At 69.7% G+C, this 24,791-nt stretch carries 22 protein-coding genes, 1 tRNA gene and 2 rRNA genes; 15 read left to right on the top strand and 10 right to left on the bottom strand.

What is annotated here, in order from left to right:
- Nucleotides 1-266 precede the first annotated feature (266 nt).
- From QJ852_11305 to QJ852_11315, 3 genes are all read left to right on the top strand, one after another.
- Nucleotides 267-3,414: ribosomal RNA gene (locus QJ852_11305) — 23S ribosomal RNA — on the top strand.
- Nucleotides 3,415-3,547: 133 nt separating this feature from the next.
- Nucleotides 3,548-3,664 (top strand): 5S ribosomal RNA (gene rrf / locus QJ852_11310).
- Nucleotides 3,665-4,055: 391 nt separating this feature from the next.
- The gene (locus tag QJ852_11315; GenBank protein WGX99010.1) at nucleotides 4,056-4,709 is read left to right on the top strand and encodes a hypothetical protein; all 654 of its coding nucleotides are present in this window, start codon (nucleotides 4,056-4,058) and stop codon (nucleotides 4,707-4,709) included.
- Nucleotides 4,710-4,731: 22 nt separating this feature from the next.
- On the opposite strand, the gene QJ852_11320 is transcribed toward QJ852_11315, so the two are convergent.
- Nucleotides 4,732-5,340, bottom strand: coding sequence for a hypothetical protein (locus QJ852_11320; GenBank protein ID WGX99011.1), 609 nt, complete (start codon nucleotides 5,338-5,340; stop codon nucleotides 4,732-4,734).
- Nucleotides 5,341-5,396: 56 nt separating this feature from the next.
- Between QJ852_11320 and QJ852_11325 the strand changes: the two genes are divergently transcribed.
- A complete protein-coding gene (locus QJ852_11325; GenBank protein WGX99012.1) occupies nucleotides 5,397-6,332 on the top strand; it encodes an alpha/beta hydrolase in 936 nt (311 codons plus the stop codon).
- Between the two features lie 192 nt (nucleotides 6,333-6,524).
- Entirely contained in the window at nucleotides 6,525-7,022 is a 498-nt protein-coding gene (locus QJ852_11330) for a DUF3145 domain-containing protein (protein WGX99013.1), read from the top strand.
- Between the two features lie 171 nt (nucleotides 7,023-7,193).
- On the opposite strand, the gene QJ852_11335 is transcribed toward QJ852_11330, so the two are convergent.
- The 5 genes from QJ852_11335 to QJ852_11355 all read right to left on the bottom strand — a co-directional run bounded on the left by QJ852_11335 (nucleotide 7,194) and on the right by QJ852_11355 (nucleotide 12,075).
- Nucleotides 7,194-8,444, bottom strand: coding sequence for a beta-ketoacyl-[acyl-carrier-protein] synthase II (locus tag QJ852_11335; GenBank protein WGX99014.1), 1,251 nt, complete (start codon nucleotides 8,442-8,444; stop codon nucleotides 7,194-7,196).
- A gap of 40 nt (nucleotides 8,445-8,484) precedes the next feature.
- On the bottom strand, nucleotides 8,485-8,730 hold the full coding sequence (locus tag QJ852_11340) for an acyl carrier protein (GenBank protein ID WGX99015.1): 246 nt from the start codon (nucleotides 8,728-8,730) through the stop codon (nucleotides 8,485-8,487).
- A gap of 68 nt (nucleotides 8,731-8,798) precedes the next feature.
- On the bottom strand, nucleotides 8,799-9,800 hold the full coding sequence (locus QJ852_11345; protein WGX99016.1) for a beta-ketoacyl-ACP synthase III: 1,002 nt from the start codon (nucleotides 9,798-9,800) through the stop codon (nucleotides 8,799-8,801).
- Nucleotides 9,797-10,747 (bottom strand): ACP S-malonyltransferase, encoded by a 951-nt coding sequence (locus QJ852_11350; GenBank protein WGX99017.1) that lies wholly within the window; start codon nucleotides 10,745-10,747, stop codon nucleotides 9,797-9,799. Before QJ852_11350 ends, QJ852_11345 begins: the two co-directional genes overlap by 4 nt.
- Nucleotides 10,748-10,854: 107 nt before the next feature.
- Nucleotides 10,855-12,075 carry a helix-turn-helix domain-containing protein gene (locus tag QJ852_11355; GenBank protein ID WGX99018.1) on the bottom strand — a complete coding sequence of 407 codons (1,221 nt, stop codon included), beginning with the start codon at nucleotides 12,073-12,075 and terminating at the stop codon, nucleotides 10,855-10,857.
- A 133-nt stretch (nucleotides 12,076-12,208) separates the two neighbouring features.
- Here QJ852_11355 and QJ852_11360 point away from each other — a divergent pair, with 133 nt between their 5' ends.
- On the top strand, nucleotides 12,209-13,198 hold the full coding sequence (locus QJ852_11360; protein WGX99019.1) for an alpha/beta fold hydrolase: 990 nt from the start codon (nucleotides 12,209-12,211) through the stop codon (nucleotides 13,196-13,198).
- Nucleotides 13,199-13,205: 7 nt separating this feature from the next.
- Nucleotides 13,206-14,207, top strand: a complete 1,002-nt coding sequence (locus QJ852_11365; protein ID WGX99020.1) for an SLC13 family permease — start codon at nucleotides 13,206-13,208, stop codon at nucleotides 14,205-14,207.
- A 40-nt stretch (nucleotides 14,208-14,247) separates the two neighbouring features.
- Here the strand turns inward: QJ852_11365 and aceE are convergent, their stop codons facing one another.
- Nucleotides 14,248-17,028, bottom strand: a complete 2,781-nt coding sequence (gene aceE / locus QJ852_11370; protein ID WGX99450.1) for a pyruvate dehydrogenase (acetyl-transferring), homodimeric type — start codon at nucleotides 17,026-17,028, stop codon at nucleotides 14,248-14,250.
- A 269-nt stretch (nucleotides 17,029-17,297) separates the two neighbouring features.
- On the opposite strand from aceE, the gene QJ852_11375 reads away from it, so the two are divergent.
- From QJ852_11375 to QJ852_11390, 4 genes are all read left to right on the top strand, one after another.
- Nucleotides 17,298-17,675, top strand: a complete 378-nt coding sequence (locus QJ852_11375; GenBank protein WGX99451.1) for a DUF3052 domain-containing protein — start codon at nucleotides 17,298-17,300, stop codon at nucleotides 17,673-17,675.
- 22 nt (nucleotides 17,676-17,697) lie between these two features.
- On the top strand, nucleotides 17,698-19,359 hold the full coding sequence (locus QJ852_11380; protein WGX99021.1) for an AMP-binding protein: 1,662 nt from the start codon (nucleotides 17,698-17,700) through the stop codon (nucleotides 19,357-19,359).
- Nucleotides 19,356-19,856 (top strand): peroxiredoxin, encoded by a 501-nt coding sequence (locus QJ852_11385; protein ID WGX99022.1) that lies wholly within the window; start codon nucleotides 19,356-19,358, stop codon nucleotides 19,854-19,856. Before QJ852_11380 ends, QJ852_11385 begins: the two co-directional genes overlap by 4 nt.
- 387 nt (nucleotides 19,857-20,243) lie before the next feature.
- Nucleotides 20,244-20,318, top strand: a tRNA-Val gene (locus tag QJ852_11390).
- A gap of 18 nt (nucleotides 20,319-20,336) precedes the next feature.
- Here the strand turns inward: QJ852_11390 and QJ852_11395 are convergent.
- Nucleotides 20,337-20,909 (bottom strand): TetR family transcriptional regulator, encoded by a 573-nt coding sequence (locus QJ852_11395; GenBank protein WGX99023.1) that lies wholly within the window; start codon nucleotides 20,907-20,909, stop codon nucleotides 20,337-20,339.
- Nucleotides 20,906-21,427 carry an FBP domain-containing protein gene (locus QJ852_11400; protein ID WGX99024.1) on the bottom strand — a complete coding sequence of 174 codons (522 nt, stop codon included), beginning with the start codon at nucleotides 21,425-21,427 and terminating at the stop codon, nucleotides 20,906-20,908. Before QJ852_11400 ends, QJ852_11395 begins: the two co-directional genes overlap by 4 nt.
- A gap of 91 nt (nucleotides 21,428-21,518) precedes the next feature.
- Here QJ852_11400 and QJ852_11405 point away from each other — a divergent pair, with 91 nt between their 5' ends.
- Together QJ852_11405 and QJ852_11410 are read left to right on the top strand one after the other, a co-directional pair.
- Entirely contained in the window at nucleotides 21,519-22,202 is a 684-nt protein-coding gene (locus QJ852_11405) for a hypothetical protein (protein WGX99025.1), read from the top strand.
- 63 nt (nucleotides 22,203-22,265) lie between these two features.
- The gene (locus tag QJ852_11410) at nucleotides 22,266-22,871 is read left to right on the top strand and encodes a hypothetical protein (GenBank protein ID WGX99026.1); all 606 of its coding nucleotides are present in this window, start codon (nucleotides 22,266-22,268) and stop codon (nucleotides 22,869-22,871) included.
- Here the strand turns inward: QJ852_11410 and QJ852_11415 are convergent.
- Nucleotides 22,861-23,250: a hypothetical protein gene (locus tag QJ852_11415; protein WGX99027.1), complete on the bottom strand. Its 390-nt coding sequence runs from the start codon at nucleotides 23,248-23,250 to the stop codon at nucleotides 22,861-22,863. The genes QJ852_11410 and QJ852_11415 overlap by 11 nt on opposite strands.
- Before the next feature lie 124 nt (nucleotides 23,251-23,374).
- Here QJ852_11415 and QJ852_11420 point away from each other — a divergent pair, with 124 nt between their 5' ends.
- Nucleotides 23,375-23,800: a hypothetical protein gene (locus QJ852_11420; GenBank protein ID WGX99028.1), complete on the top strand. Its 426-nt coding sequence runs from the start codon at nucleotides 23,375-23,377 to the stop codon at nucleotides 23,798-23,800.
- Between the two features lie 6 nt (nucleotides 23,801-23,806).
- On the top strand, nucleotides 23,807-24,685 hold the full coding sequence (locus tag QJ852_11425) for a serine/threonine-protein kinase (GenBank protein WGX99029.1): 879 nt from the start codon (nucleotides 23,807-23,809) through the stop codon (nucleotides 24,683-24,685).
- Nucleotides 24,686-24,791: the final 106 nt, after the last annotated feature.

Consider the following 24,791-nt stretch of genomic DNA (forward strand, 5'->3'; position numbering starts at 1 on the left):
GTGGCACGCTGTTGGGTGTCTGAGGCATCAGACGCCTGCCCATGTTTGTGGGTGTGGGGCTGGTTGGCTTCTGGTTGTTTGACTTCTTCATAGTGGACGCGAGCATTAATATTAGTGTTTGTTTCGTGATTGTTTTGTGTGTTCTCTTAATTGGTTTGTTCCACATTGCTTGTGAGGGCCTCTGTTTTGTGAGGGGGCTTCTTGTGGGTGGCTGCTGGTGTGCATGCGATGGGTGACTGTTGTTGTGTGTGTTGGTGGTTTGTTGTGGGCAAGTTGTTAAGGGCACATGGTGGATGCCTTGGCATCGAGAGCCGATGAAGGACGTTGGAGCCTGCGATATGCCCTGGGGAGTTGGCAACCGAGCGTTGATCCGGGGATGTCCGAATGGGGAAACCCAGCTGGAGTTATGTCCAGTTACCCGCATCTGAATAAAATAGGGTGTGTGGAGGGAACACGGGGAAGTGAAACATCTCAGTACCCGTAGGAAGAGAAAACAAAAGTGATTCCGAGAGTAGTGGCGAGCGAAATCGGATGAGGCTAAACCCATGTCGTGTGATAGCCGGCAGGCGTTGCGGTGTGGGGGTTGTGGGAGTGTTGTTGTCGTCTCTGCCGGGGTGACGCACAGTAAGAAACTTCAAACGAGGTCGAAGTCCGTTGGAAAGCGGTGCCGTAGCGGGTGATAGCCCCGTAGACGATAGGTTGGAGCTGTGTTCAGCATTTCCCAAGTAACACGCTACTCCTGGAATGGTGTGTGAATCTGGCGGGACCACCCGTTAAGCCTAAATACTCCTCGATGACCGATAGCGGACCAGTACCGTGAGGGAAAGGTGAAAAGTACCCCTGGCGGGGAGTGAAATAGTACCTGAAACCATGTGCCTACAATCCGTCGGAGCTTTGGTCCTTGTGGCTGGGGTGACGGCGTGCCTTTTGAAGAATGAGCCTGCGAGTTAGCGATACGTGGCGAGGTTAACCCGTGTGGGGTAGCCGTAGCGAAAGCGAGTCCGAATAGGGCGTTTGAGTCGCGTGTTCTAGACCCGAAGCGGAGTGATCTATCCATGGGCAGGTTGAAGCGCCGGTAAGACGGCGTGGAGGACCGAACCCACTTCAGTTGAAAATGGAGGGGATGACCTGTGGATAGGGGTGAAAGGCCAATCAAACTCCGTGATAGCTGGTTCTCCCCGAAATGCATTTAGGTGCAGCGTTGCGTGTTTCTTGCCGGAGGTAGAGCACTGGATAGCCGATGGGCCCTACCAGGTTACTGACGTTAGCCAAACTCCGAATGCCGGTAAGTGAGAGCGTGGCAGTGAGACTGTGGGGGATAAGCTTCATAGTCGAGAGGGAAACAGCCCAGACCATCGGCTAAGGCCCCTAAGAGGTGGCTAAGTGGAAAAGGATGTGGAGTCGCAGTGACAACCAGGAGGTTGGCTTGGAAGCAGCCACCCTTGAAAGAGTGCGTAATAGCTCACTGGTCAAGTGATTCCGCGCCGACAATGTAGCGGGGCTCAAGCCATCCGCCGAAGCCATGGCAGTTCCATCTGTTTGAGTACAGGACCCAGGCATCTCTTTGTGGGGTGTCCAGGGGTGGGGCTGGGTAGGGGAGCGTCGTGTCACGGGTGAAGCGCCGGAGTGATCCAGGTGTGGATGTGACACGAGTGAGAATGCAGGCATGAGTAGCGAATCACGGGTGAGAAACCCGTGCGCCGATTGATCAAGGGTTCCAGGGTCAAGCTAATCTGCCCTGGGTAAGTCGGGACCTAAGGCGAGGCCGACAGGCGTAGTCGATGGACAACGGGTTGATATTCCCGTACCGGCGAAATGGCGCCCATGACGAGCCCGGTGATGCTAACCACCCGAAGCACTTTGTACCGATCCCTTCGGGGTGAGGGCTTGGTGTGGAGCGTGGGATCCGATCCGGTAGTAGTCAAGCGATGGGGTGACACAGGAAGGTAGCCCAACCGCCGCGATGGTAGACGGCGGGTAAGCATGTAGGACGTGACTTAGGCAAATCCGGGTCACAGCCCTTTGGTGGGTGAGTCTGAGATGTGATGCCGACCCCGTAGGGGGGAAGTGGGTGATCCTATGCTGTCGAGAAAAACCTCTAGCGAGCCATGAGCCGCCCGTACCCGAAACCGACTCAGGTGATCAGGTAGAGAATACCGAGGCGATCGAGACAACCATGGTTAAGGAACTCGGCAAAATGCCCCCGTAACTTAGGGATAAGGGGGGCCCGAGGCGTGTACCCACTTGCTGGGGAAGCGCCGGAGGCCGCAGAGACCAGGGGAAAGCGACTGTTTACTAAAAACACAGGTCCGTGCGAAGTTGTAAGACGATGTATACGGACTGACTCCTGCCCGGTGCTGGAAGGTTAAGAGGACGGGTTAGAACGTAAGTTCGAAGCTCAGAATTTAAGCCCCAGTAAACGGCGGTGGTAACTATAACCATCCTAAGGTAGCGAAATTCCTTGTCGGGTAAGTTCCGACCTGCACGAATGGAGTAACGACTTTCCTACTGTCTCAACCATGGACTCGGCGAAATTGCACTACGAGTAAAGATGCTCGTTACGCGCGGCAGGACGGAAAGACCCCGGGACCTTTACTATAGTTTGGCATTGGTGTTTGGTTCGGCTTGTGTAGGATAGGTGGGAGACTTTGAAGCAGTCACGCCAGTGGTTGTGGAGTCATCGTTGAAATACCACTCTGGTCGTACTAGATGTCTAACCTAGGGCCATGATCTGGTTCAGGGACAGTGCCTGATGGGTAGTTTAACTGGGGCGGTTGCCTCCCAAAATGTAACGGAGGCGCTCAAAGGTTCCCTCAGCCTGGTTGGCAATCAGGTGTTGAGTGTAAGTGCACAAGGGAGCTTGACTGTGAGACAGACATGTCGAGCAGGGACGAAAGTCGGAACTAGTGATCCGGCCACTGCGAGTGGAAGCGTGGTCGCTCAACGGATAAAAGGTACCCCGGGGATAACAGGCTGATCTTCCCCAAGAGTCCATATCGACGGGATGGTTTGGCACCTCGATGTCGGCTCGTCGCATCCTGGGGCTGGAGTAGGTCCCAAGGGTTGGGCTGTTCGCCCATTAAAGCGGCACGCGAGCTGGGTTTAGAACGTCGTGAGACAGTTCGGTCCCTATCCGCCGCGCGCGTAGGAAACTTGAGAAAGGCTGTCCCTAGTACGAGAGGACCGGGATGGACGAACCTCTGGTGTGCCAGTTGTACCGCCAGGTGCATGGCTGGTTGGCTACGTTCGGAAGTGATAACCGCTGAACGCATCTAAGCGGGAAGCACGTTTCAAGATGAGGTTTCCCACCCCTTTGTGGGTTAAGGCCCCCAACAGACTATTGGGTTGATAGGCCGGAGGTGTACAGCAGTAATGCCTAGCCGACCGGTACTAATAGGCCGAAGACTTGCCACAACAAACCCCCAACACACTCAACAAACTCCTCACGAGACACCACAGTGTTGGTGCGCGCGTCCACGATGAAGATCCAACCCCGACCACCCCGCTGTTCTGCTTGGGGGGTGTGCCTGACAGGGGTTCATAGAGTTACGGCGGCCATAGCGGCAGGGAAACACCCGGTCCCATCCCGAACCCGGAAGTTAAGCCTGCCAGCGCCGATGGTACTGCAACCGAGAGGATGTGGGAGAGTAGGACGCCGCCGGACATACATTCAGGTAGGGGCCACCCATCGGGTGGCCCCTACGCTGTTTTGCACCTAGATTCCTCAATAGCGATCTCGACTCCCAGGAGACAACGTGGCAGACCAGCGTGGCCGTCGTGACGGTGCCGGCGCTCCCCGGAAGGGCGGCCCCCGTCAGGGAGGCGCTCCCCGGAAGGGTACGAGCGCCCGGTCCGGCGGCGGCAAGAGCGGCGATGAGCGGAAGCCCTACGACCGGAAGCCGAGCGGCGACCGCAAGCCGGCGGGTCGGGGCAGCCGGCCCGGCGCCGACCAGCGGCGCGCGCCTCGTGCGGATTCGGATCGCAGGTCGCGGCCGGAGGCTGCGGACCGGTCCGAGAAGCAGGCGATCTACGACGGACCTCCGCTGCCGGACGAGGTGACCGGGTCTGAGCTGAGCGCCTCGGTGCGCGCCCATCTCAAGGGCCTGCCGGAGAAGCTCGCCGCCCGGGTGGCCCGGCACATGGCTGCGGCCGGACAGCTGGTCGACGACGAGCCGGAGGTCGCCTACCAGCACACGCTGGCCGCGAAGGCACGGGCGCCGCGGATCGCGGTGGTCCGGGAGGCCGTGGGCGAGGCGGCCTACGCCGCCGGTCACTACGCGGAGGCGCTGGCAGAGCTGCGTGCGGCCAAGCGGATGAACGGCGCCACGGCGTACCTCCCGATCATGGCGGACTGCCATCGTGCGCTCGGCAACCCGACGCGCGCCCTCGAGCTCGCCAAGAGTCCGTCGGTCGTGAAGTTCGCGCCGGCGGCGAAGGCGGAGATGACGCTCGTCGAGGCCGGTGCGCGACGTGACCTGGGTCAGTTCGACGCCGCGCTGCGGACCCTCGAGGTGGCGCCCCTCAACAGCAAGAGCAGGGAGTCGTGGGTCGTCCGGCTCCGGTACGCGTACGCCGACACGCTGGAGGAGGCGGGACGTCTCAACGATGCGCTGACCTGGTTCCACAAGACCAATGCGATCGATGCGGAGGAGATCACCGACGCCGCCGACCGCGCGGAGGCGCTGGAGAAGCGGGTCGAGCGGGACTGAGCGTCCCCGCGGGAGACGGCCGCTAGGGCCGCCCGGCGATCGTCACGATCGCCTGCCGGTGGCCGGCGGGCTGCGTGTCCCAGCGGACGTCCTCGCGATAGGCGATCCTGATCCGATCGACGACGGCGAGGGCGGCCGTGTCCGACTCGATCCGCACGACGATCGAGTCGCCGGCGACGAGGCGCTGGCCTTCGGGATCGACCAGGTCGCTGCAGAACTGGTCGGGCTGCGTGGTGACGCCGATGGTCCCCCGCCGGCAGAGCAGGGGGGTGACCTCGAGGTCGACGTCGCTGGTGGTGCGGACCTTGACGCCGGCGACGCGGAGGGTGCGGCCGAACTCGGCGGGAGCGGCGAACATGCCGACGTACAGCGGGGTCCCGACGACGCCGTTGGCGTTCACGACCTTCTCGCTCACGGGCAGCTCCTCGGGTGTCGTGGCGTACCAGACGAGCCACGTGACGACGAGCGCCAGGGCGACGGCCAGCAGGCCGATGCGCCAGCCGCGGGACTGGAAGGACGGACGCGGCACCCGTGGTGTGCCCAGGCCGCCCGGGCGGCGGCGTGCGGGGCGCTCGGCGCGGCGCCGGCCCGGTGCGGACGCGCTGCTGGGCGCGGATCCTGCGTCGGTCATGGCCGAAGCGTAGGACACCCGGAGCCGGTGACGGCGCACCTGTCACACTCCTGCGCATGACGTTCCCGGCACCCCGCATTCCGCAGCAGCCCAAGCGGCCCACGCTGGAGGGCAGCGTCGCCGTACGGGGCGGGCGCCGGCTGAGCTTCGCGGAGTACGGCTCGCCGCGCGGACCGGCCATCGTGTGGATGCACGGGACGCCGGGAGCGCGCCGGCAGATCCCCGTCGACGCGCGGGCGTTCGCCGAGGAGGCGGGCGTGCGGATCATCGGGATCGATCGCCCGGGGATCGGCTCCTCGACGCCGCACCTGTACGAGAACGTGCTGGACTGGACCGCGGACCTCGGCCTGCTGCTCGATGCGCTCGCGGTCGACACCCTGCGTGTCATCGGGCTGTCCGGCGGTGGGCCGTACGCGCTGGCGGCCGGGGCTGCGCTACCGGAGCGGGTCGCGGGGGTCGGCGTGCTGGGAGGCGTGGCGCCGACCCGGGGGCCGGACGCGGCCGAGGGCGGGATCATCCGGCTCGCCGTCCACGCGGCGCCGCTGCTGGCAGCGACCCGGGTGCCACTCGGCGTGGCGCTCACCGGAGCCATCCGCACGGTCAAGCCGTTGGCCGGACCGGCGCTGGACCTGTACGCCGCGGTGCAGCCACCGGGGGACCGGAACCTCCTGGGGCGCCCGGAGTTCAAGGCGATGTTCCTCGACGACCTGCTCAACGGCAGCCGCTTCCAGACCTCGGCGCCGCTGGCCGACCTGCTGCTCTTCACGCGGGAGTGGGGCTTCCGGCTGGCCGACGTCGCCGTGCCGGTGCGTTGGTGGCACGGCGACGACGACCACATCGTGCCGTTCCGGCACGGCCTGCACTGTGTGGAGCGTCTGCCGGACGCCACGATGACCACGATCGACGGCGAGAGCCATCTGGGCGGCCTCGGCATCGGCAGATCGGTCCTCGAGGAGCTGCTGGCCCTCGGGGGCTCCTCGCGCGTGGTGTGAGGCCAGACACGCGGACGTGGCGCTGGTGTCACGCCGCCCCATGGGCCACAATGGAAGCACAACAACACAGGTGTCACTCAGCAAACGGTGCCCGCACGCGTTCGCGAATCCGACACCTCCGTCGAGACCGCTGGGGAAGGCGTATCTCACGCCGGAGGTAGGAAGAAGCGAGGGATCGTGGTGACCGGAAGCATGAGTGCAGCCAGGGGCGTGTTCTACGTCCACTCCGCGCCGTCCGCGCTGTGCCCGCACATCGAGTGGGCGGTGGGCGGTGTCCTCGGCGTGCCCGTCAACCCCGACTGGACGCCGCAGCCGGCGCAGTCGGGGACCTACCGGGCCGAGTTCTCCTGGACCGGCAGGGTCGGCGCCGCCGCCGAGATGGCCTCCGCGCTGCGCGGGTGGAACCACCTGCGCTTCGAGGTGACCGAGGAGCCGACGTCGTCGACCGAGGGCGCCCGGTTCTCCTACACCCCGGACCTCGGCGTCTTCCACGCCGTGATGGGCCTGCACGGCGACATCATGATCCCGGAGGACCGGCTCAAGGCATCGGTGGTCCGCGCGGCGCTCGGCGAGGTCACCCTCGAGAACGAGATCGACAAGCTCCTGGGCAAGCCCTGGGACGACGAGTTGGAGACCTTCCGGCACGCCGGCGAGGGCGCCCCGGTCCGCTGGCTGCACCAGGTCGTCTGATCCGATCCGTCCGCAGCAACCCGAAAGCGCCCCGGCTCTGGTGAGCCGGGGCGCTTTCGTCTGGGGGAGCAATCCGTAGTCAGGACCGCTGGACGGGAGGTGTTCCAGCGGCCCTGGCACGTGGAGCGCGGTGAAGCGCTGGGGACGGCCGCCGAGCCGGACGCACGGGAGTCAGCTCGGCGAGCCGAACACGACGGCGACGTTCGCGCCGCCGAATCCGAAGGAGTTGTTGATCGCGGCGATGTCCCCGATCGGCAGGTCACGGGGCTTCGTGGCGACGTCGAGCTCGACCTGAGGGTCCTGCTCGTCGAGGTTGATCGTGGGCGGCGCGGTGCGGTGGTGGATCGCGAGCACCGTGGCGACGGCCTCGAGCGCGCCGGCGCCGCCGAGCAGGTGCCCGGTCATCGACTTGGTGGCGGAGACGACGAGGTCGTCGGCCGCCGAGCCGAGGACGGCGTGCAGCATCAGCGACTCGGCGACGTCGCCCTGGGGGGTCGAGGTCGCGTGCGCGTTGACGTGGGCGATGTCGCCGGGGGCCACGTCGGCGTCCTGGACCGCGGCACGGATCGCGCGGGCGCCGCCCCGGCCGGCGGGGTCGGGCTGCGCGATGTCGTGCGCGTCGGCCGTGATGCCGGTGCCGAGCACCTCGGCGTAGATCCGGGCGCCGCGGGCCTGGGCGTGCTCGAGGGACTCCAGCACCAGGGCGCCGGCACCTTCGCCGAGGACGAAGCCGTCGCGGCCGGTGTCGAACGGACGCGAGACCGTCGTCGGGTCGCCGTCGTTCTTGGACAGGGCCATCATGTTCGCGAACGCAGCGATGGGCAGCGGGTGGATCGCCGCCTCGGTGCCACCGGCGATCGCGACGTCGACCCGGCCGAGCCGGATCTGGTCGGCGGCCAGGGACACCGCCTCGTTGCCCGACGCGCATGCCGAGACGGGCGTGTTGACCGGGCCGCGGGCGCCCAGCTTGAGGCTGATGGTCGCAGCCGGCGCGTTGGCCATCAACATCGGGACCGCGATCGGGGAGACCCGTCGCGGTCCCTTCTCGAGCAGCGTCGAGTGGTTGGACAACAGCGTGTGCACGCCGCCGATGCCCGAGGCGAAGGCGACACCGAACCGGTCGCCGTCGAGGGCGCCGGACTCGCGGGCCGCCTCCAGGCCGGAGTCGGCCCACGCCTCGAGCGCCGCGACGAGCGCGAACTGCGAGGAACGGTCGAGCCGCCGGGCCACGACCCGGTCGAGGACCTCGGACGGGTCGACGGCGGCCGTGGCGCCGATGGTCACGGGCAGACCGTCAGCCATGTCGCCGAGGGGGCGGACCCCCGAACGACCGGCGAGGAGGCCCTCCCAGGTGCTGGCGACGTCGCCGCCGAGCGGGCTGGTGGTGCCCAGGCCGGTGACGACGACACGAGTGCGGGACATGGCTGTCGGTCTCCCTTGGTGAGTCAGCGGATCAGAACGATCAGGCGGCGCGGTTGCGCTCGATGTAGGCGACGGCGTCGCCGACGGTCTTGAGGTTCTTGACCTCGTCGTCGGGGATGGTGACGCCGAACTTCTCCTCGGCCTCGACGACGACCTCGACCATCGAGAGCGAGTCGACGTCCAGGTCGTCGCTGAACGACTTGTCCAGCTGCACGCTGTCGGCCGGGATGCCGGCGACCTCGTTGACGATCTCGGCGAGGGCGGCGCGGATCTCTTCGGTGCTCATTCTTCGTGTTCTCCCGTGGTTGATGGGTGGTGCTGGGTGGTGCGGATACGTGGGCGGGCCGGAGCCCGTCAGGGGATGACGACGACCTGCGCGGCGTACGCGAGCCCGGCGCCGAAGGCGATGAGCAGGGCGGTGTCGCCCGACTTCGCGTCGCCGTCGTCGACCATGCGCTGCAGCGCCATCGGGACGGAGGCGGCGGAGGTGTTGCCGGCGTCGATGATGTCGCGGGCGATCCGGACGGTGTCGGGCAGCCGCAGCGCGCGCGCCATCGCGTCGGTGATCCGATTGTTGGCCTGGTGCGGGACGAAGCAGTCGAGCTCGTCGACGGTGATGCCCGCGCGGTCGAGCGCCTGCTGGGCGACCTTGGCCATCCCGTAGGAGGCCCACCGGAAGACCTCACTGCCCTTCATCGTGATCGCGGCCTGGCTGAGGTCGCCGGAGGCGACGACCTCCTTCCAGTCCCTGCGTGAGCGGATGTGGTCGTAGTGCTCCCCGTCGGAGCCCCAGACGACCGGTCCGATGCCGGGCCGCTCCGCGGGACCGACGACCACCGCACCCGCGCCATCAGCGAAGATGAAGGCCGAACCCCGGTCGGTCGGGTCGGTGATGTCGGAGAGCTTCTCCACACCGATCACCAGCACGTGACGGGCGGTGCCGCCCCGGACCATGTCGTTGGCGAGGGCGACGCCGTGGCAGAAGCCGGCGCACGCGGCGGAGATGTCGAAGGCGGCCGGCTGCGCGGCGCCGAGCTCGTGGGCGATCATCGCCGCGGCGGACGGCAGCTGCATCAGGTGGCTGACGGTCGCGACGATGACGGCATCGACCTGCTGGACGTCGATGCCGGCACGCTCGATGGCCACCTTCGACGCCTCGACCGACATCGACACGACGGTCTCGGACTCGCCGGCGATGCCGCGGGTGCGGATGCCCGAGCGCTGCTGGATCCACTCGTCGCTGGAGTCGATCGCGTCGACGATCTCGGCGTTGGGGACCACGCGCGCCGGGCGGTAGGCGCCGATCCCGAGGATCGCGGCGTGGGCGGACGCGGTGTCGGCGACCTGGAGGCTCATGCGGACACGACCTCGGGACGGGTGGCAGCGGCGTGCCGCTCACAGAAGGCGCGTGCGTCGTCGAGCTGGTCGGGTCCGGCGAGGGCGAAGGGCTCGACGCCCGGCTCGCGGCCCCGGAAGTAGCGCTTGGCGATGCCGGTCAGGGTGCCGGACGGCGGCAGCTCCAGGACGCCGGTGACGCCCAGGCCCGCCATCGTCTCCAGGCACAGGTCCCAGCGCACCGGGCGGGCGATCTGGCCCACGATGCGGTCGAGCGCGTCGCGGCCGTCGCGGACCACCGACCCGTCGGAGTTGCTGATGAAGGGGGTGCGTGCGTCGCCGACCGCCACGGACCGCGCGAGACCGGTCACGTGGTCGACGGCGGGCGCCATGTGGGGCGAGTGGAAGGCGCCGGCGACCGAGAGGGAGCGCAGCCGGGCGCCCGGAGGCGCGTCATCGGCGAACGCGGCGAGCTGCTCGGTGGTGCCGGCGGCGACGATCTGGCCGGGGCCGTTGTCGTTGGCGGCGGTCAGGCCTTGGGCTGCGATCGCGGCGAGGACCTCGTCGCGGTCGCCGCCGAGGACGGCGGTCATGCCGGTGGGGGTGACCGCGGCGGCGTCGGCCATCGCGTTGCCCCGCTCCCGGACCAGGACCATGGCCTGCTCGGCGGTGATCACCCCGGCACCGACCGCGGCGGTGATCTCACCGACGCTGTGACCCGCGACCGCGCCGGCGACGGCAGGAGCCAGACGGCGTGCGGCGATCAGGCCGGCGGCGACGAGCAGCGGCTGCGCGATCTTCGTGTCGCGGATGGTGTCCTCGTCGGCCTGGGTGCCGTAGTGGGCGAGGTCCAGGCCCGAGACCGCGGAGAGCCAGTCGACGTACGCGGCGACGGCCGGGTCCTCCAGCCACGGGGTGAGGAAGCCTGGGGTCTGCGCACCTTGTCCGGGGGCCACGATCACGAGCACCCCACCAGCCTGCCGCCCGGGTGGTGAGAACCGCGCCTGCACCGTCCACGAACTTGACGGCCGGACCTTGTGGGAGTCCTACAAGGCCGTGGGCGACCGGCCGAAGGCTACGCCGACGAGGGCGGCGCGGTGCCGCGGTTGGAGCCCGCGGCCGCCTGCCGGCCCAGGGCGAGCGCGAGCTGGAGGGTGAGCGCGTCGCGGGGGACGGAGGGTGTGAGGCCGGTGAGATCGGCGATCTGGCCGAGGCGGTAGCGCACGGTGTTGGCGTGCACGAACAGCGAGCGGGCGGTGGCCTCGATCCCGCCGCCGTTGGCGAAGTAGGCGACAAGGGTCTCGACGAGCTCGCCGCGGGAGTCGTCGAGGGGGCGGAACAGGTCGTCGACCGCCTCGCGCCGGGCGCGGTCGTCGCCGGCGAGGATCCGCTCGGGGAGGAGGTCGTGGGCCGAGACCGGACGGGGTGCGTCGGGCCAGCCCACCGCCGCGCGCAGCGCGTCGAGCGCGACCCGGGCCGAGAGGTGGGCATGGGCGAGGTCGGCGGCGGTCGGGCCCACGACGACGGCGCCCTCGCCGAACAGCGGTGCGACCGCGCTCGCGTCCTTCTCGAGCTGGTCGACGCCGCCGAGGATGACGACGAGGAGGTGGCCCTGGACGGCGCTGAGGGCGTCGAGGCCGTGCTCGCGGGCCGCGCGCCGCACGTCCTCGAAGACGCCGGTCGTGGCGCCCGAGGCCTCCGGAGGGGCGGTGCCGACGACGACCGCGACCTCGCCGCGGGAGGACCAGCCGACCGCGCTGGCGCGGGACAGGACGGCCTCGTCGGTCTCGGCCCGGAGCACCGCGTCGACGGCCAGGGCCTCGAGGCGGGCGTCCCAGCGGCCGCGCACCTCGGCGGCGCGGGCGTAGACCTCCGCGGTCGCGAAGGCGACCTCGCGGCCGTAGCGCAGCACCGCCGCGTGGACGTCGGGCAGCACCTCGGGGGCGAGCAGCCGCTCGATATTGGCCTCGACCTCGTCGATGGTGAGCTTGATCAGCTCGACGGTCTGGTGCAGGTCGACCGTGCCGGCCATCGCGCGGGGCGCGGCGCCGAACACCTGGCCGACCAGGGCGTGGTCCTGCGGGTCGGCTCCGCCGCCGTCGGCGAACCAGTCCACGAAGCCCCGCACACCGGCCTGGACGATCATCCCGACGTACGAGCGCTCCTCGGCACTCAGGTCGCGGAACCACGGCAGGTCGGCGTCCATCCGCGACGTCGCCGCCGTGCTCAGGGAGCCGGTGGCCGCACGCAGCTGCCGGGTGGCCTCGGCCCGCTGTGCCGAACCGGTGGGGGACATGGCGCCAGCCTATTGCGCGCCGCCCCGGCCGGTGCCGGAGGCGGGGTGTCGAGGCCCCGGGACCCGTGGTTGAATCGTGCACGACCGCTAGCAGGAGTACGCATTTGCTAGCCGAGAGCGAGGGGGCGCGGCGATGTCGGTGGGGAGCGAGGACGTCCGGTACGTCACGCTGCACGGCAAGCGCCGCGCGTACGTCCACAAGGGCTCGGGGCCCGCGGTCCTGCTGCTGCACGGTCTCGCCTGCGACCACACGACGTGGGCGCCGGTGATCGACGAGCTGGCCGAGCGCTACACCGTGATCGCCCCGGACCTGCTCGGGCACGGCCTGTCCGACAAGCCGCGCGCCGACTACACGCTCGGCGGCTACGCCAACGGCATGCGGGACCTGCTGACCGTCCTCGGTATCGACAAGGTCACCGTCGTCGGGCACAGCTTCGGCGGCGGGGTCGCGATGCAGTTCGCCTACCAGTTCCCCGAGCGCACCCAGCGGGTGATGCTCGTGTCCACCGGCGGCCTCGGCGCCGAGGTGACGTCGCTGATCAAGCTGATCCAGGTGCCCGGCTGGTTCCGGGTCGTCGGGCTGCTCACGCTGCCGGGCATCCGGCACGTGGAGACCCTCGCGCTGCGCTCGGCGGCCGGGCACCTCACCTTCGGGCCGCTGCGCAAGTACACCCGCGACCTCGACGAGATCGCCGACATCGTCGAGTCCTGGAAGGACCGGCGCACCAGGTTCGCCATCCGGCACCTGGTGCGGGCGGTCATCGACTGGCGGGGCCAGATCGTGACCATGTCGGACCGCGCCTACCTGAGTGAGGCCATGCCGATGGCCGTGCTGTGGGGCGCCGAGGACCAGGTCATCCCGGTCGGGCACGCCGGCAACGCCCGGACCCTGGCGCCCGACGTACGCGTCGACGTGCTGGCCGACGCCGGGCACTTCCCCCACAAGGACCATCCCGAGGAGTTCGTGCGCCTCCTCGACGACTTCGTGTCGACGACCGAGCCGGCGTCGTACAACCGGGCCCGGTTCCGGCGGATGCTCAAGGCCGGCGCCACCGCCCCCCTCGGCCCACTGGCCGCCGTCGCCGCGGCCGAGGCCCGCGACGAGGCGGTCACCCCCGCCTGACCGTCCCGTGGTCACGACCCTGGCGAGCGTCTTCTGCCTGCTCGCGGTGGTGCGCGCGCTGGACGGAGTGCACTTCTTCGGCGCGGTCGCCGAGCGGATCGTCGAGCTGCTGCGCACCCGCCGCTCGCTGGTGCTGGGCCTGGTCCTCCTGACGCTGCTGGCGTCGATGCTGATCACCAACGACATGGCGCTGCTCACCCTGCTGCCGCTGACGGCCGTGACGCTGCGCGCGACCGGCAACGACGACCTGTTGGCGTACGTCTTCGTGCTGGAGGCGGTCGCGGCGAACCTCGGCGGGATGATCACGCCCTTCGGCAGCCCGCAGAACCTCTACCTCTACCAGCACTACGCGCTCGGGATCGGCGACTTCCTGCGGATCATGGCGCTGCCCTTCGCGGCGTCGGTCGTGCTGATCGTGCTCGCCTGCCTGCCGATACGCCGTACGCCGCACGAGCCGGTCGCCTTCCCACACCGGACGGCGGTGGGCCGGAGCCTGCTCTACCTCGCGCTGTTCGCGGTGACGGTCGCGATCGTGCTGCGGGTGCTGCCGTGGTGGGCGGGTCTCGGCGTCGTCGCGGTGCTGCTCGTGGCCGACCGGTCGGCTCTGCTGAAGGTCGACTATCTCCTGATCGGGGTCCTCGCGCTCTTCTTCATGGTCGCCGAGGCCCTGGCCCGGGTGCCGAGCATCGCCGCGGCCCTGGGCGACCTGCTCGCCCACGACCCACTGCTGGTGAGCGCGCTGGCGAGCCAGGTGCTGTCGAACGTGCCGACCGCCGTGCTGGCCGCGCCGTTCACCGCCGAGCACGCGCAGCTGCTGGTCGGCGTCAACGTGGGCGGGGTCGGGACGGTCGTCGCGTCGTTGGCGAGCCTCATCGCGCTGCGCCACTACGCCGCCCTGCGGCCCGGGGGAACGGGCGCCTTCCTGCGCGTCTTCACGCTCGTCAACGTCGTCTTCCTGGTCGCCCTGCTGGTGACGACACGAGGGGCGGTCGCAGCCGGCTGGCTGTGACCGCCCCTCGTGGGGTGTGCGGGCTCCGGCCCGGGCGACGTCAGGCGTCCCCGCCCTCCTGGAGGACGCCGGAGACGGCGGTCGGGTCGTCGATGCGGTAGCGCTCGACGGCCTCCTTGACCCGGCCCGGGTCGATCTCGCCGGCGTCGGCGAGGGCGGCGAGCGCCCGGACGACGACCGACTGCGCGTCGACCTGGAAGAACCGGCGCGCGGCGGGGCGGGTGTCGGCGAAGCCGAAGCCGTCGGCACCGAGGACGTGGTAGTCCGCCGGCACCCACTGCGCGATCTGCAGCGGCACCGCCGTCATGTAGTCGGAGACCGCGACGACCGGCGCCTGGCCGGCCTCGCCGGCCGCCAGCACCTCGGTGACGTACGGCGTGCGGTGCGCCTCGCCCGGGTGGAGAAGGTTCCACTTCTCCGCGGCGATGCCGTCACGGGCCAGCTCGTTCCACGAGGTCACCGACCAGGTCTCGGCGCGGACGCCCCAGTCGTCGGCGAGGATCCGCTTGGCCTCGTCGATCCACGGCAGCCCCACGCCGGAGGCGAGCAGGCGCACCATCGGGCCCTGGCCCGCGGCGCTCTCGAGCCCGCTCACGCGGTACATGCCCTTGAGCAGGCCGGCCACGTCGAGGTCCGCGGGCTCAGCCGGCTGCGCGACCGGCTCGTTGTAGACGGTGATGTAGTAGATGACGTCCTCGCCGCGAGGATGCTCGGCACTCGCGCCGTACATCCGCTCCAGGCCGGCCCGCATGATGTGGCCGACCTCGTAGCCGAACGCCGGGTCGTAGTGGACGACCGCGGGGTTGGTCGCCGCCAGCAGCGGCGAGTGGCCGTCGGCGTGCTGGAGACCCTCGCCGGTGAGCGTCGTGCGGCCGGCGGTGGCGCCGATCAGGAAGCCGCGGGCGAGCTGGTCGGCCATCGCCCAGATCGAGTCGCCGGTGCGCTGGAAGCCGAACATCGAGTAGAAGATGTAGAACGGGATCATCGGCTCGCCGTGCGTCGTGTACGCCGACCCGGCGGCGGTGGCGGACGCCATCGCCCCGGCCTCGGAGATGCCCTCGTGCAGCATCTGGCCCTGCGTCGACATCTTGTACTGCAGGAGCATGTTGCGGTCGACCGACTCGAACTGCTGTCCGTGCGGGTCGTAGACCTTCGCCGAGGGGAACATCGCGTCCATGCCGAAGGTGCGGTACTCGTCGGGGGCGATCGGGACGATCCGCTGCCCGATGCCCGGGTCCTTCATCCAGTCCTTGAGCAGCCGGACCGCGGCCATCGTGGTGGCGACCTTGTTGTTGCCGGCGCCCTTCTTCAGCTCGGCGTACACGCTGTCGCCGGGCAGGGTGAGCATCGTCGAGCGGTCCACGCGCCGGGGGAGCGACCCGCCCAGCTGGCGACGCCGCTCCATCATGTACTCCATCTCCGGCGAGTCCGCGCCCGGGTGGAAGAAGGGCGCGGCTCCGGTGGCCTCGTAGGCCGACTCGAGGTCCCGGTCGCTGATCGGCAGGTAGAGCCGGTCGCGGAACTTCTTGAGGTCGTCCTGGGTCAGCTTCTTCATCTGGTGGGTGGCGTTCTTGCCCTCCAGGGCGTCGATCGTCCAGCCCTTGACCGTGTGAGCCAGGATCACCGTCGGTTGGCCGACGTGCTTGGTGGCGGCGTCGAACGCGGCGTACACCTTGCGGTAGTCGTGGCCGCCCCGGGGCAGCTTCTCGATCTGCCGGTCGCTCATGTGCTCGACCATGGCCCGCAGCCGCGGGTCGGGACCGAAGAAGAACTCCCGGTTGTAGGCGCCGCTCTCGACCGAGAACGTCTGGAAGGCGCCGTCAGGTGTGGAGTTCATCTGGTTGACCAGCACGCCGTCGACGTCACGGGCGAGCAGGGCGTCCCACTCGCGGCCCCAGATGACCTTGATGACGTTCCAGCCCGCGCCGCGGAAGTTGGCCTCGAGCTCCTGGATGATCTTGCCGTTGCCGGTCACCGGTCCGTCGAGCTGCTGGAGGTTGCAGTTGACGACCCAGGTCAGATTGTCGAGCTCCTCGCGAGCCGCGATCCGGATCGCGCCCAGCGACTCCGGCTCGGCCATCTCGCCGTCGCCGAGGAAGGCCCAGACGTGCTGCTGGGTGGTGTCCTTGATGCCGCGGTTGTGGAGATAGCGGTTGAATCGCGCCTGGTAGATCGAGTTGATGCCGGTCAGGCCCATGGAGACCGTGGGGAACTCCCAGAAGTCCGGCATCAGCCGCGGGTGCGGGTACGACGGGAGGCCGGCGCCCTTGCCGTGCTGGACCTCCTGGCGGAAGCGGAACAGCTGCTCCTCGCTCAGCCGGCCCTCGAGGAAGGCGCGGGCGTAGATGCCGGGGGAGGCGTGGCCCTGGATGAACAGCTGGTCGCCGCCACCGGGGTGGTCCTTGCCGCGGAAGAAGTGGTTGAAGCCGACCTCGTAGAGCGAGGCGCTGGACTGGTAGGTGGCGATGTGACCGCCGACCTCGAGCCCCTTGCGGTTGGCGCTGGAGACCATCACCGCGGCGTTCCAGCGGATGAAGGCCCGGATCCGGCGCTCGACGTCCTCGTCGCCGGGGAACCACGGCTCGCGCTCGGGTGGGATGGTGTTGATGTAGTCGGTGCTGCGCAGCGCCGGCACGCCGACCTGGGCCTCGCGGGCCCGCTCCAGCAGGCGCAGCATGACGTAGCGGGCGCGCTCGCGGCCACGCTCGTCGACCAGTGCGTTGAACGAGTCGATCCAGTCCTGGGTCTCGTCGGGGTCGATGTCGGGAAGCTGGGTCGGCAGGCCCTCGTGGATGACGGAGGGCGTCGACGCCGCGCGCACGGCCGGGGTGGTGCCGTCGGAGTGGGTGTCGGAGGTCACGTGCCCCATCGTTGCACCTCGTTGGTGGGCGGAAAATCTACCCGCCAGTACCCGAAGTGGGCCGTTCTGCGGGCGAGAGGGTTGCGCCGCGCACCCTGACTCCGCTGGACTACTCCCCAACCCGCACGCAGCGGGATGTTCGTCGTACCCGAAACCCTGGAGGAAACACCGTGACTTCGACCGCCACCGGCGGCACCAGCGCATCCGGCCCGACCGGACCCGCCGAGAGGATGGGCCTCCAGCAGGGGCAGGTGGTCCAGGAGCTCGGCTGGGACAACGACACCGACGACGAGCTGCGCGTCGCGATCGAGGACGCCATCGACGGCGACCTCGTGGACGGCGACTACGGCAACGTCGTCGACGCCGTCCTGCTGTGGTGGCGCAACGACGACGGCGACCTGGTCGACGGCCTGGTCGACGCGCTCACCGACCTCGTCGGCGGTGGCGTGATCTGGCTGCTGACCCCCAAGATCGGGCGCCCCGGAGCGGTCGACGCCGCCGACATCGCCGAGGCGGCGCCCATCGCCGGTCTCTCCCAGACGACCGCCGCGGCCGTCAGCAAGGACTGGGCGGCGACCCGACTGGTGGCACCGAAGTCGATCACCTGAGTCGGTGGGCTCTAATAGAGGCATGGGGAACCTCGCCAACCGGCTCACCGGCCGGGTCAAGGACGCCGGCACCAGCCTCAGGATCCTGACCGAGTCGGGCATCGTCCGCCCCTACTCGCCGGTCGTCGTCGCCGGGATGGCGAACGCCCTGCGCCAGTGGAGCACCACTCCCGCGGGCGGGTTCAAGACCATCGCGCTGCGGATGCCGGCGCAGACCGCGATCATCGACGAGCGCGGCTCGCTCACCTTCGGTGAACTGCAGGCCCGCACCAACGCTCTCGCTCACGGTCTGCGCGCCCGCGGCGTCCGCCCGGGTGACGGCGTCGCCGTCATGTGCCGCAATCACCGGGGGTTCATCGAGGCGTCCATCGCGATCAGCAAGCTGGGCGCCGACGTCCTCTACCTCAACACCGCCTTCGCGGGGCCCCAGCTGGCCGACGTGATCGAGCGCGAGAAGCCCCGGGTCGTCGTCCACGACGAGGAGTTCACCGGGCTGCTCGCCGGCGCCGACATCGCCGACCGGGTGCTCGGCTGGACCGACGACGACGTGCCGGACAGCCTCGAGGGCCTGATCTCCGCCGGGCTGGCCGCCGGCCGCACCGACGACCTGGCACCGCCGGCAGCCAAGGGACGCACCATCATCCTGACCTCGGGCACGACCGGTACGCCGAAGGGCGCGCCGCGCCCCCAGGGCGGTCTCCCCGCGGCGATCTCGCTGCTGTCGCGGATGCCGCTCAAGAGCGGCTGGAAGTGCCACGTGGCAGCCCCCCTGTTCCACACGTGGGGGTTCGCGCACTACCAGCTCGCGATGATGCTCGGCACCACGCTGGTGCTCACCCGCCGGTTCGACCCGGAGGACGCGCTGCGCATCCTGCACGAGGAGGAGTGCGACTCGTTCGCCGTCATCCCGGTGATGCTGCAGCGGATCCTGGCCCTGCCCGCCGAGGTGCTGGACCGCTATCCGCTGCCGCGCCTGGTGGCGGTCGCGTCGTCCGGCTCCGCACTGCCCGGCGACCTGCCGACGCAGTGGATGGACCGCTTCGGCGACAACCTCTACTCCATCTACGGCTCGACCGAGGTCGCCTGGGCGTCGATCGCGTCCCCGCAGGACCTGCGCGAGGCCCCCGGCACCGCCGGGCGGCTGCCACACCAGACCGTGGTGCGGATCCTCGACGCCGACGGCCGCGAGCTGCCGGTGGGGGAGTCCGGGCGGATCTTCGTCGGCAACAGCCTGCAGATCGAGGGCTACACCGGCGGTGGCGGCAAGGAGGTCATCGACGGCCTGATGTCCTCCGGCGACGTCGGCCGCTTCGACGCCGAGGGTCGGCTCTACGTCGAGGGCCGCGACGACGAGATGATCGTCTCCGGCGGCGAGAACGTCTTCCCCAAGGAGGTCGAGGACTGCCTGGCCGCTCACGAGCGGGTCGCCGAGGTCGCCGCCATCGGCATCGACGACCCCGACTTCGGCAAGCGGCTGCGGGCCTTCGTGGTCCGGGTCCCCGAGACCGAGCCCGTCTCCGCCGACGAGCTCAAGGAGCTCGTCAAGCAGAGCCTGGCCCGGTTCAAGGTGCCGCGCGAGATCGTCTTCCTCGACGAGCTGCCCCGCAACGCGACCGGCAAGGTGCTCAAGCGCGAGCTCGCCGCCCTCGACCCGACCGACGACGCCTCCGGGGCCACCGCGTGAGGCCGGACGTGGCGGGGCCGGCCAGCGCCGCGACGGGCATCGACCTCGGCGGCCTCGCTCCCGACTTCACGCTGCGCGACCAGTTCGGCCAGGACGTCACCCTGTCGTCGTACCGCGGGGTGAAGGCGGTGGCGCTCGTCTTCTACCCGTTCGCCTTCAGCGGCGTGTGCAGCGGCGAGATGCACGGCATCCGCACCCGGCTCGACGAGTTCCTGACCTTCGACACCGAGGTGCTCGCCATCTCCTGCGACCCGGTCTACGCCCTGCGGGCCTTCAGCGACGCCGACGGCCTGAACTTCGGGCTGCTCAGCGACTTCTGGCCGCACGGCGAGGTGGCCCGGGCCTACGGCGTCTTCGACGAGCGCGGCGGGAGTCCCGAGCGGTCGTCGTACGTCATCGACCGGGCGGGCCGGCTGAGCTGGGCCGTGCACAACCCGAAGCCCGCCGCGCGGAGCGCCGACGACCTGCTCGCGGCGCTCCGGGCCGCCGCGGGTTAGGCCGTTCGGCCTGTCCGCCTAGTCCGTTTGGGTCATTTTTCAACTATTTCCTCGTGATCGGTTGGAAGGACCGGATCCGGCCGGTACTGTTCATCTCGTTGAGCCGCTGGTGACCCGAGACGCCAGCGGCTCAGCCTTTTTTGGCGCGAGCGTGTCGGAGATCGAGCTCGCCGCACAGACCTCGCTGCGCTCGGCCTGCGGCCGTCGCTCGATGCGGCTGCGCCGCCGTCCGCCACGCTGCCGCGCTGGGCCCCACCCGATGCGCTGCGCGCGGGCGCCACGCTGCCGGCCCGAGCGGCTGCGCCGCCGTCCGCCACGCTGCCGCGCTGGGCGCTCGCTGGTCGTTTCGGCGGTGGGCCGGGGCTTCGGTACGCTGTCCCGGCTTCGGGGCGTATAGCTCAGCGGTAGAGCCCCTCGCTTACAACGAGGTGGTCGGGGGTTCGATCCCCTCTGCGCCCACCATGGCCGGTCATGTGGATGTCACGTGGTCTCGGCGTCGATGGCCGAGCGCATCACCGTGTGCACCGGCACCGGCGGAGCGCCGTGGATGCGGGTCGTCCCGGCGAGTCCGACGCCGAGCATGAGCAGCCGGGCGGCCGCGTCGCGGGCCGGCGCGGGGTCGGGGTGGAGGTGCGCCAGGACCGCGGCCAGGACGTCGGTGAGCTGGGCGAGCGTCTCGAGGTAGCCGGCGCCGACGAGGGGACGCAGCTGGGCGTGCGCCCCCGCCTCGGCCCAGCGCGCCAGCGCGGTCCCGTCCTCGCCGTCGCTGCCGTCGCTCAGCAGGTCCGCGAAGAACAGGGTGAGCGCCGCCTTGGGGTCGAGGCCGGCGATCTCGTCACGGTAGGACTCGATCTCCGCCTGCGCGAAGTGACGCCAGGCCTCCGCGGCCAGCTCGTCGGTCGAGGCGAAGTGGTGGTGGATCTGGCCGGGGGAGCCGCGGAGCTCCTCGGCGACGGTCCGGGCGGTCACCGCGCTCAGGCCGTCGCGGGCCACGACGGAGGCGGCCGCCGCCACGATCGAACGGCGACGGTCCTCGCGGGCCAGGTAGGTCATCGGCTCGACCGTCGGGTCGCGGCGGTGTCGGGAACCGAGCGCAGGAAGTCGGCGGTGCGTTCGCGCAGGCCGCTGCGCCGGGCCGCGACGATCTGCTCGGCCGGCGGGTCGTGCGGCCCGGTCGTCGGCGTGCGGTGCACGTTGCGGACGCAGTCCAGGTCAGCGCACAACAGGAGTCCCACGGCGCTCAGCCGCCGACGCTTGTCCGTGGAGGCGCGCGGAGCGGTGAAGAGCGCGACCTCGTTGAACCTGCGGGTGAACCGGCACAGATCGCACATTACTGCGCGTGTGGCGAGGGCGGGCTGGCTGGGGTTCTGGCGCAGCATCACGCCTTGGGCCGCGCCGTCGATGTCCGCGACCAGGTACGCGCGCTGCTGGGCCCGGGTGTCGCGCCAGCCGAGGTAGTCGATCCGATCCCAGCGGGTGTCGTCGAACCAGGCGGGCAGCCGGACCCGGGCGGTCGCCGGGTACAGGTTCACGATGCAGTCGCGCACCTCGGCACGGGTCAGGGGGCGCATCGGCTTCTCCTGGGATCGAAATTGTACATGGATACAAATTGTATCAGTGTCCAAATCTAGCGCGCACCGATCGCCCGGCTAGCCTGCCGCGGTGAGTCGGATCCCCAGCGTCGTGACGTACGACGGCCTGCCCGCCGCCTCGGGCGGCGCCCACGGACTGCGCACCCGGCGCCCCTCGGCGGCGTACGCGAAGGTGCGCTCGTTCCTGGCGGCGTGCACCGAGCCGGCCGCGGAGCCGACGCTGAGCCTCCAGGTCTGGGCCGGCGGCACCGAGGAGGCCACCGAGCGCTGGCGGGGGCTCGCCGCCGACCTGCTCGGTGGTCCGCGGCGCAGCGAGCGCACCCATCGGGAGTGGGGCGTGCGTCCGGACCGACTGGACGCCGTCCTCGACGCGCTCGACGACGCCGGCCCCGCGGACGTCACCCGCTACGAACGATCGCTCGCCTGCCTCGTCCTGAACGCGCCGGTCCGGCTCGTCGCGGCCGAGGGGGGCGCGTCGTACGCCGGGGTCTCGGCGGAGGCCACCGGTCGCTTCGCGACCGACGGCTACGGACGCGTCCTCGGCGCCTCCGGCGTGCGGGCGACGCTCGGCACGGCGGCCTCGTCCCTGTCGCTGTGGCTCTCACTGCCCGACGACGAGCGACTCAAGTCTGCCGCCGCCCGCGTGCAGGAGCACGCGCCGGTCCGACTGTCGGCCAAGCACTGGCGGCGGTGGACCCTCACCCGGGACGGCAGCGGGTACCGGTCGGCCAGGCTGGCGTCGCCGTTCGTCTGAGTCGTGGCGACGATCGCCCGAGTTCTGCCAACAGGTCGTCAGAACTGTGTCAGGGTGACCGCCATGAGCCGCTCTCTGCCCCGCGCCGCCTTCGCCCTGCTCCTGTCGCTCGTGCTGACCGGGGCCGCCGTCGCGGTGGCGGGACCGGCCCGGGCTGACCGCTGGACGTACGACGACGCGGTCGGCGACGTCACGACGCAGGCGACGACCGACACCTCGATCACCGTCACCCCCGTGCTTGAGCAGGCGAACGGGGACATTGTCCAGGTGACGGGCACGCACAAGGCCCGGAAGGTGAGCATCACCATGCGGATGCGCGCGCCGCTCACCGGGCCGTTCATGGTCAGCGCCATGCTGCGCGTCCCGGGCAAGCGGTTCATGGTGATGGCCCCGAAGATGCCAGGGTTCTCCAGCACCGAGTTGATGGAGCTCTCGATGGACGAGGACGCGTCCCGCTGCCGCGGGATCAAGCGCACCGTCGCCGGCGACCGGATGTCGGTGCGGATCACCGTCCCCCGCTCGTGCCTGGGCAACCCGCGGTGGTTCAAGTTCGGCGCGATGCTGACGACCGTCGCCCTCTTCACCGACGCGAGCTACGACGACGACGCGCTGGCGACCGGGACGTCCCTGTACGGCAACGCGGCGATGTCGCCGAAGATCAAGCGCTGAGCCGGTGCCTGCGCTCCCGGACCCGTGAGCGCAGGACGGTGATCGCGACGCCGAGCCCGGCCAGACCCCCGACGCCCATCAGGACGATGCCCTGCCGGTAGCGGGTCCGGCCGGCCTCCCGGCACTTCGCGGCGATCGACTCGCTGTTGAGCGGGAGCTCCCCGCCCGGAAGGTTGTCGGCTCCATCGAGCACGGTGTGGAACGGCGCTTCGCAGGAGGACGGCTCCTCGGCGCTACCTCGTGCCTGCCGTCCCTCGTCGATCGTCGGGTGGATGACGGTGAGGAGGAAGCCCGCGACCGTCACGACGATGGCGGTGCGGAGGACCCACCGGCGTGGGATCCGCCGACGCCGGTGCTCCTCCGACCGCTTCGCGTCCATGGCGGAACTGTAGAAGGCACCCCGATGAGAACCCTCTCATCGGGGACTCATGCCTGCCTCACCCCCGCTAGGGAGGGTTGCGGTGTCGACGAGGAGTCGACACCCACCGATCGAGGAGGAACCCATGAAGAAGCCCCTGATGCTCGCGGTCAGCGGCCTGGCCGGCGTGACGGCGACGGGCGTCGCGGTCAGCGTGCTGGCGTGGCCCGCCCAGGCGGGCGGTGAGACGAAGGTCGCGGTCAAGCGCGAGCAGGACACGCCGGACATCGTGCTCGTCGCCGATGACGACGACCCGGACGGCGATGACCTGCGGGCCCGGGCCGCGGATGACGACACCAACGCGACGAACGAGGACACCCGGACCGCGAACACGGCGAACACGGCCAACACGCGCAGCGACCGCAGCCGGACCGGCAACCGCAGTGGTCGTGACAACAGCCGCACCGGCCGGGCCAAGGTGGACTGGACCAACGACGGCCCGGGGCCCAAGACCCGCGACTGGTCGCGCAACCACACCAATGACCGCAGCCGTAACAACACCCGGGGCTGACCTGCGATGAGCGCCTCGCTGTCGTCCTGGGACCTCGCCGAGGGTGACGCGATCACCCCCGAGCTGACCGCGCTGCGGCTGCTCGGGGGTGGCTCGGCCTACGAGGCCTATCTCGCCTTCGACGAGATCACCTACGGCCCGGTGGTGGTCAAGGTGGTGCGCCCGGCGGAGGTCGAGGACGGGCACACCCTGGACAACCTGGTCCGGGAGGCCACCGCCCTGGACGTGGCCCACCATCCGGTCACGGTCCGCGGCCTGCGGTACGACGTGGAGGGGGCCCGCCCGCACCTGGTGCTCGAGCACGTGGAGGGTCCCAGTCTGTCCGCGCTGATCCGCCGGCACCGACGGCTCTCGCCGCAGCAGTACCTGCCGCTGGCGGTCGACCTCGCCTCGGCGCTGCACTTCTTCCGCCACGCCGACGTGTGCCATCTCGATCTCAAGCCCAGCAACGTGATCATGGGCTCGCCGGCGCGGCTGATCGACTTCTCGGTCGCCCGGCAGGCCACGCACGCGGCGGAGATCACCGGCCACATCGGCACCGACGCCTACATGGCGCCGGAGCAGGCCGCCCCTGGCGCCGCGTACGGCGCGCCCGGCCACGCGAGTGATCTGTGGGGCCTCGGGGCGACCTTGTTCCACGCGATCGCGGGCTATCGCCCGTTCCGGGTCGGCGATCCCGACGCGCCCGAGGCCCGGGACCGCTTCCCGCAGCTGCTCGAGGCGCCGGCGGAGCTGCCCGACGACGTACCGGGCGCGGTGGCGAAGGTCGTCCACGCCCTGCTCGAGCCGGACCCGGCCGACCGACCGCTGCCGCGGGAGGTCGCCGAGGCGCTCGAGCCCGAGATCGCCGCGCTGCCCGCCCCCCGGCTGCACTGGAAGGGTTGAGTTGCCCCATCCTGACCGTTGAGTTGCCGCATCCTGATGGTCGAGTCGCGAGCTCAATGGTGAGGATGGGGAAACTCAACGGTCGGGATGGGGCAACTCAACGGTC

It is taken from the genome of Nocardioides sp. L-11A, assembly GCA_029961745.1.
Taxonomy (GTDB): Bacteria; Actinomycetota; Actinomycetes; order Propionibacteriales; family Nocardioidaceae; genus Nocardioides.

Bases quoted from the DNA above. Each gene is read 5' to 3' on its own strand.
- QJ852_11395 (WGX99023.1), bottom strand. From the start codon at position 20,909: ATGACCTACCTGGCCCGCGAGGACCGTCGCCGTTCGATCGTGGCGGCG.
- QJ852_11320 (WGX99011.1), bottom strand. From the start codon at position 5,340: ATGACCGACGCAGGATCCGCGCCCAGCAGCGCGTCCGCACCGGGCCGG.
- QJ852_11420 (WGX99028.1), top strand. From the start codon at position 23,375: ATGAAGAAGCCCCTGATGCTCGCGGTCAGCGGCCTGGCCGGCGTGACG.
- QJ852_11380 (WGX99021.1), top strand. From the start codon at position 17,698: ATGGGGAACCTCGCCAACCGGCTCACCGGCCGGGTCAAGGACGCCGGC.
- QJ852_11415 (WGX99027.1), bottom strand. From the start codon at position 23,250: ATGGACGCGAAGCGGTCGGAGGAGCACCGGCGTCGGCGGATCCCACGC.
- QJ852_11425 (WGX99029.1), top strand. From the start codon at position 23,807: ATGAGCGCCTCGCTGTCGTCCTGGGACCTCGCCGAGGGTGACGCGATC.
- QJ852_11400 (WGX99024.1), bottom strand. From the start codon at position 21,427: ATGCGCCCCCTGACCCGTGCCGAGGTGCGCGACTGCATCGTGAACCTG.
- QJ852_11360 (WGX99019.1), top strand. From the start codon at position 12,209: ATGTCGGTGGGGAGCGAGGACGTCCGGTACGTCACGCTGCACGGCAAG.
- QJ852_11340 (WGX99015.1), bottom strand. From the start codon at position 8,730: ATGAGCACCGAAGAGATCCGCGCCGCCCTCGCCGAGATCGTCAACGAG.
- QJ852_11410 (WGX99026.1), top strand. From the start codon at position 22,266: ATGAGCCGCTCTCTGCCCCGCGCCGCCTTCGCCCTGCTCCTGTCGCTC.
- QJ852_11355 (WGX99018.1), bottom strand. From the start codon at position 12,075: ATGTCCCCCACCGGTTCGGCACAGCGGGCCGAGGCCACCCGGCAGCTG.
- QJ852_11325 (WGX99012.1), top strand. From the start codon at position 5,397: ATGACGTTCCCGGCACCCCGCATTCCGCAGCAGCCCAAGCGGCCCACG.
- QJ852_11335 (WGX99014.1), bottom strand. From the start codon at position 8,444: ATGTCCCGCACTCGTGTCGTCGTCACCGGCCTGGGCACCACCAGCCCG.
- QJ852_11345 (WGX99016.1), bottom strand. From the start codon at position 9,800: ATGAGCCTCCAGGTCGCCGACACCGCGTCCGCCCACGCCGCGATCCTC.
- QJ852_11375 (WGX99451.1), top strand. From the start codon at position 17,298: ATGGGCCTCCAGCAGGGGCAGGTGGTCCAGGAGCTCGGCTGGGACAAC.
- QJ852_11330 (WGX99013.1), top strand. From the start codon at position 6,525: ATGAGTGCAGCCAGGGGCGTGTTCTACGTCCACTCCGCGCCGTCCGCG.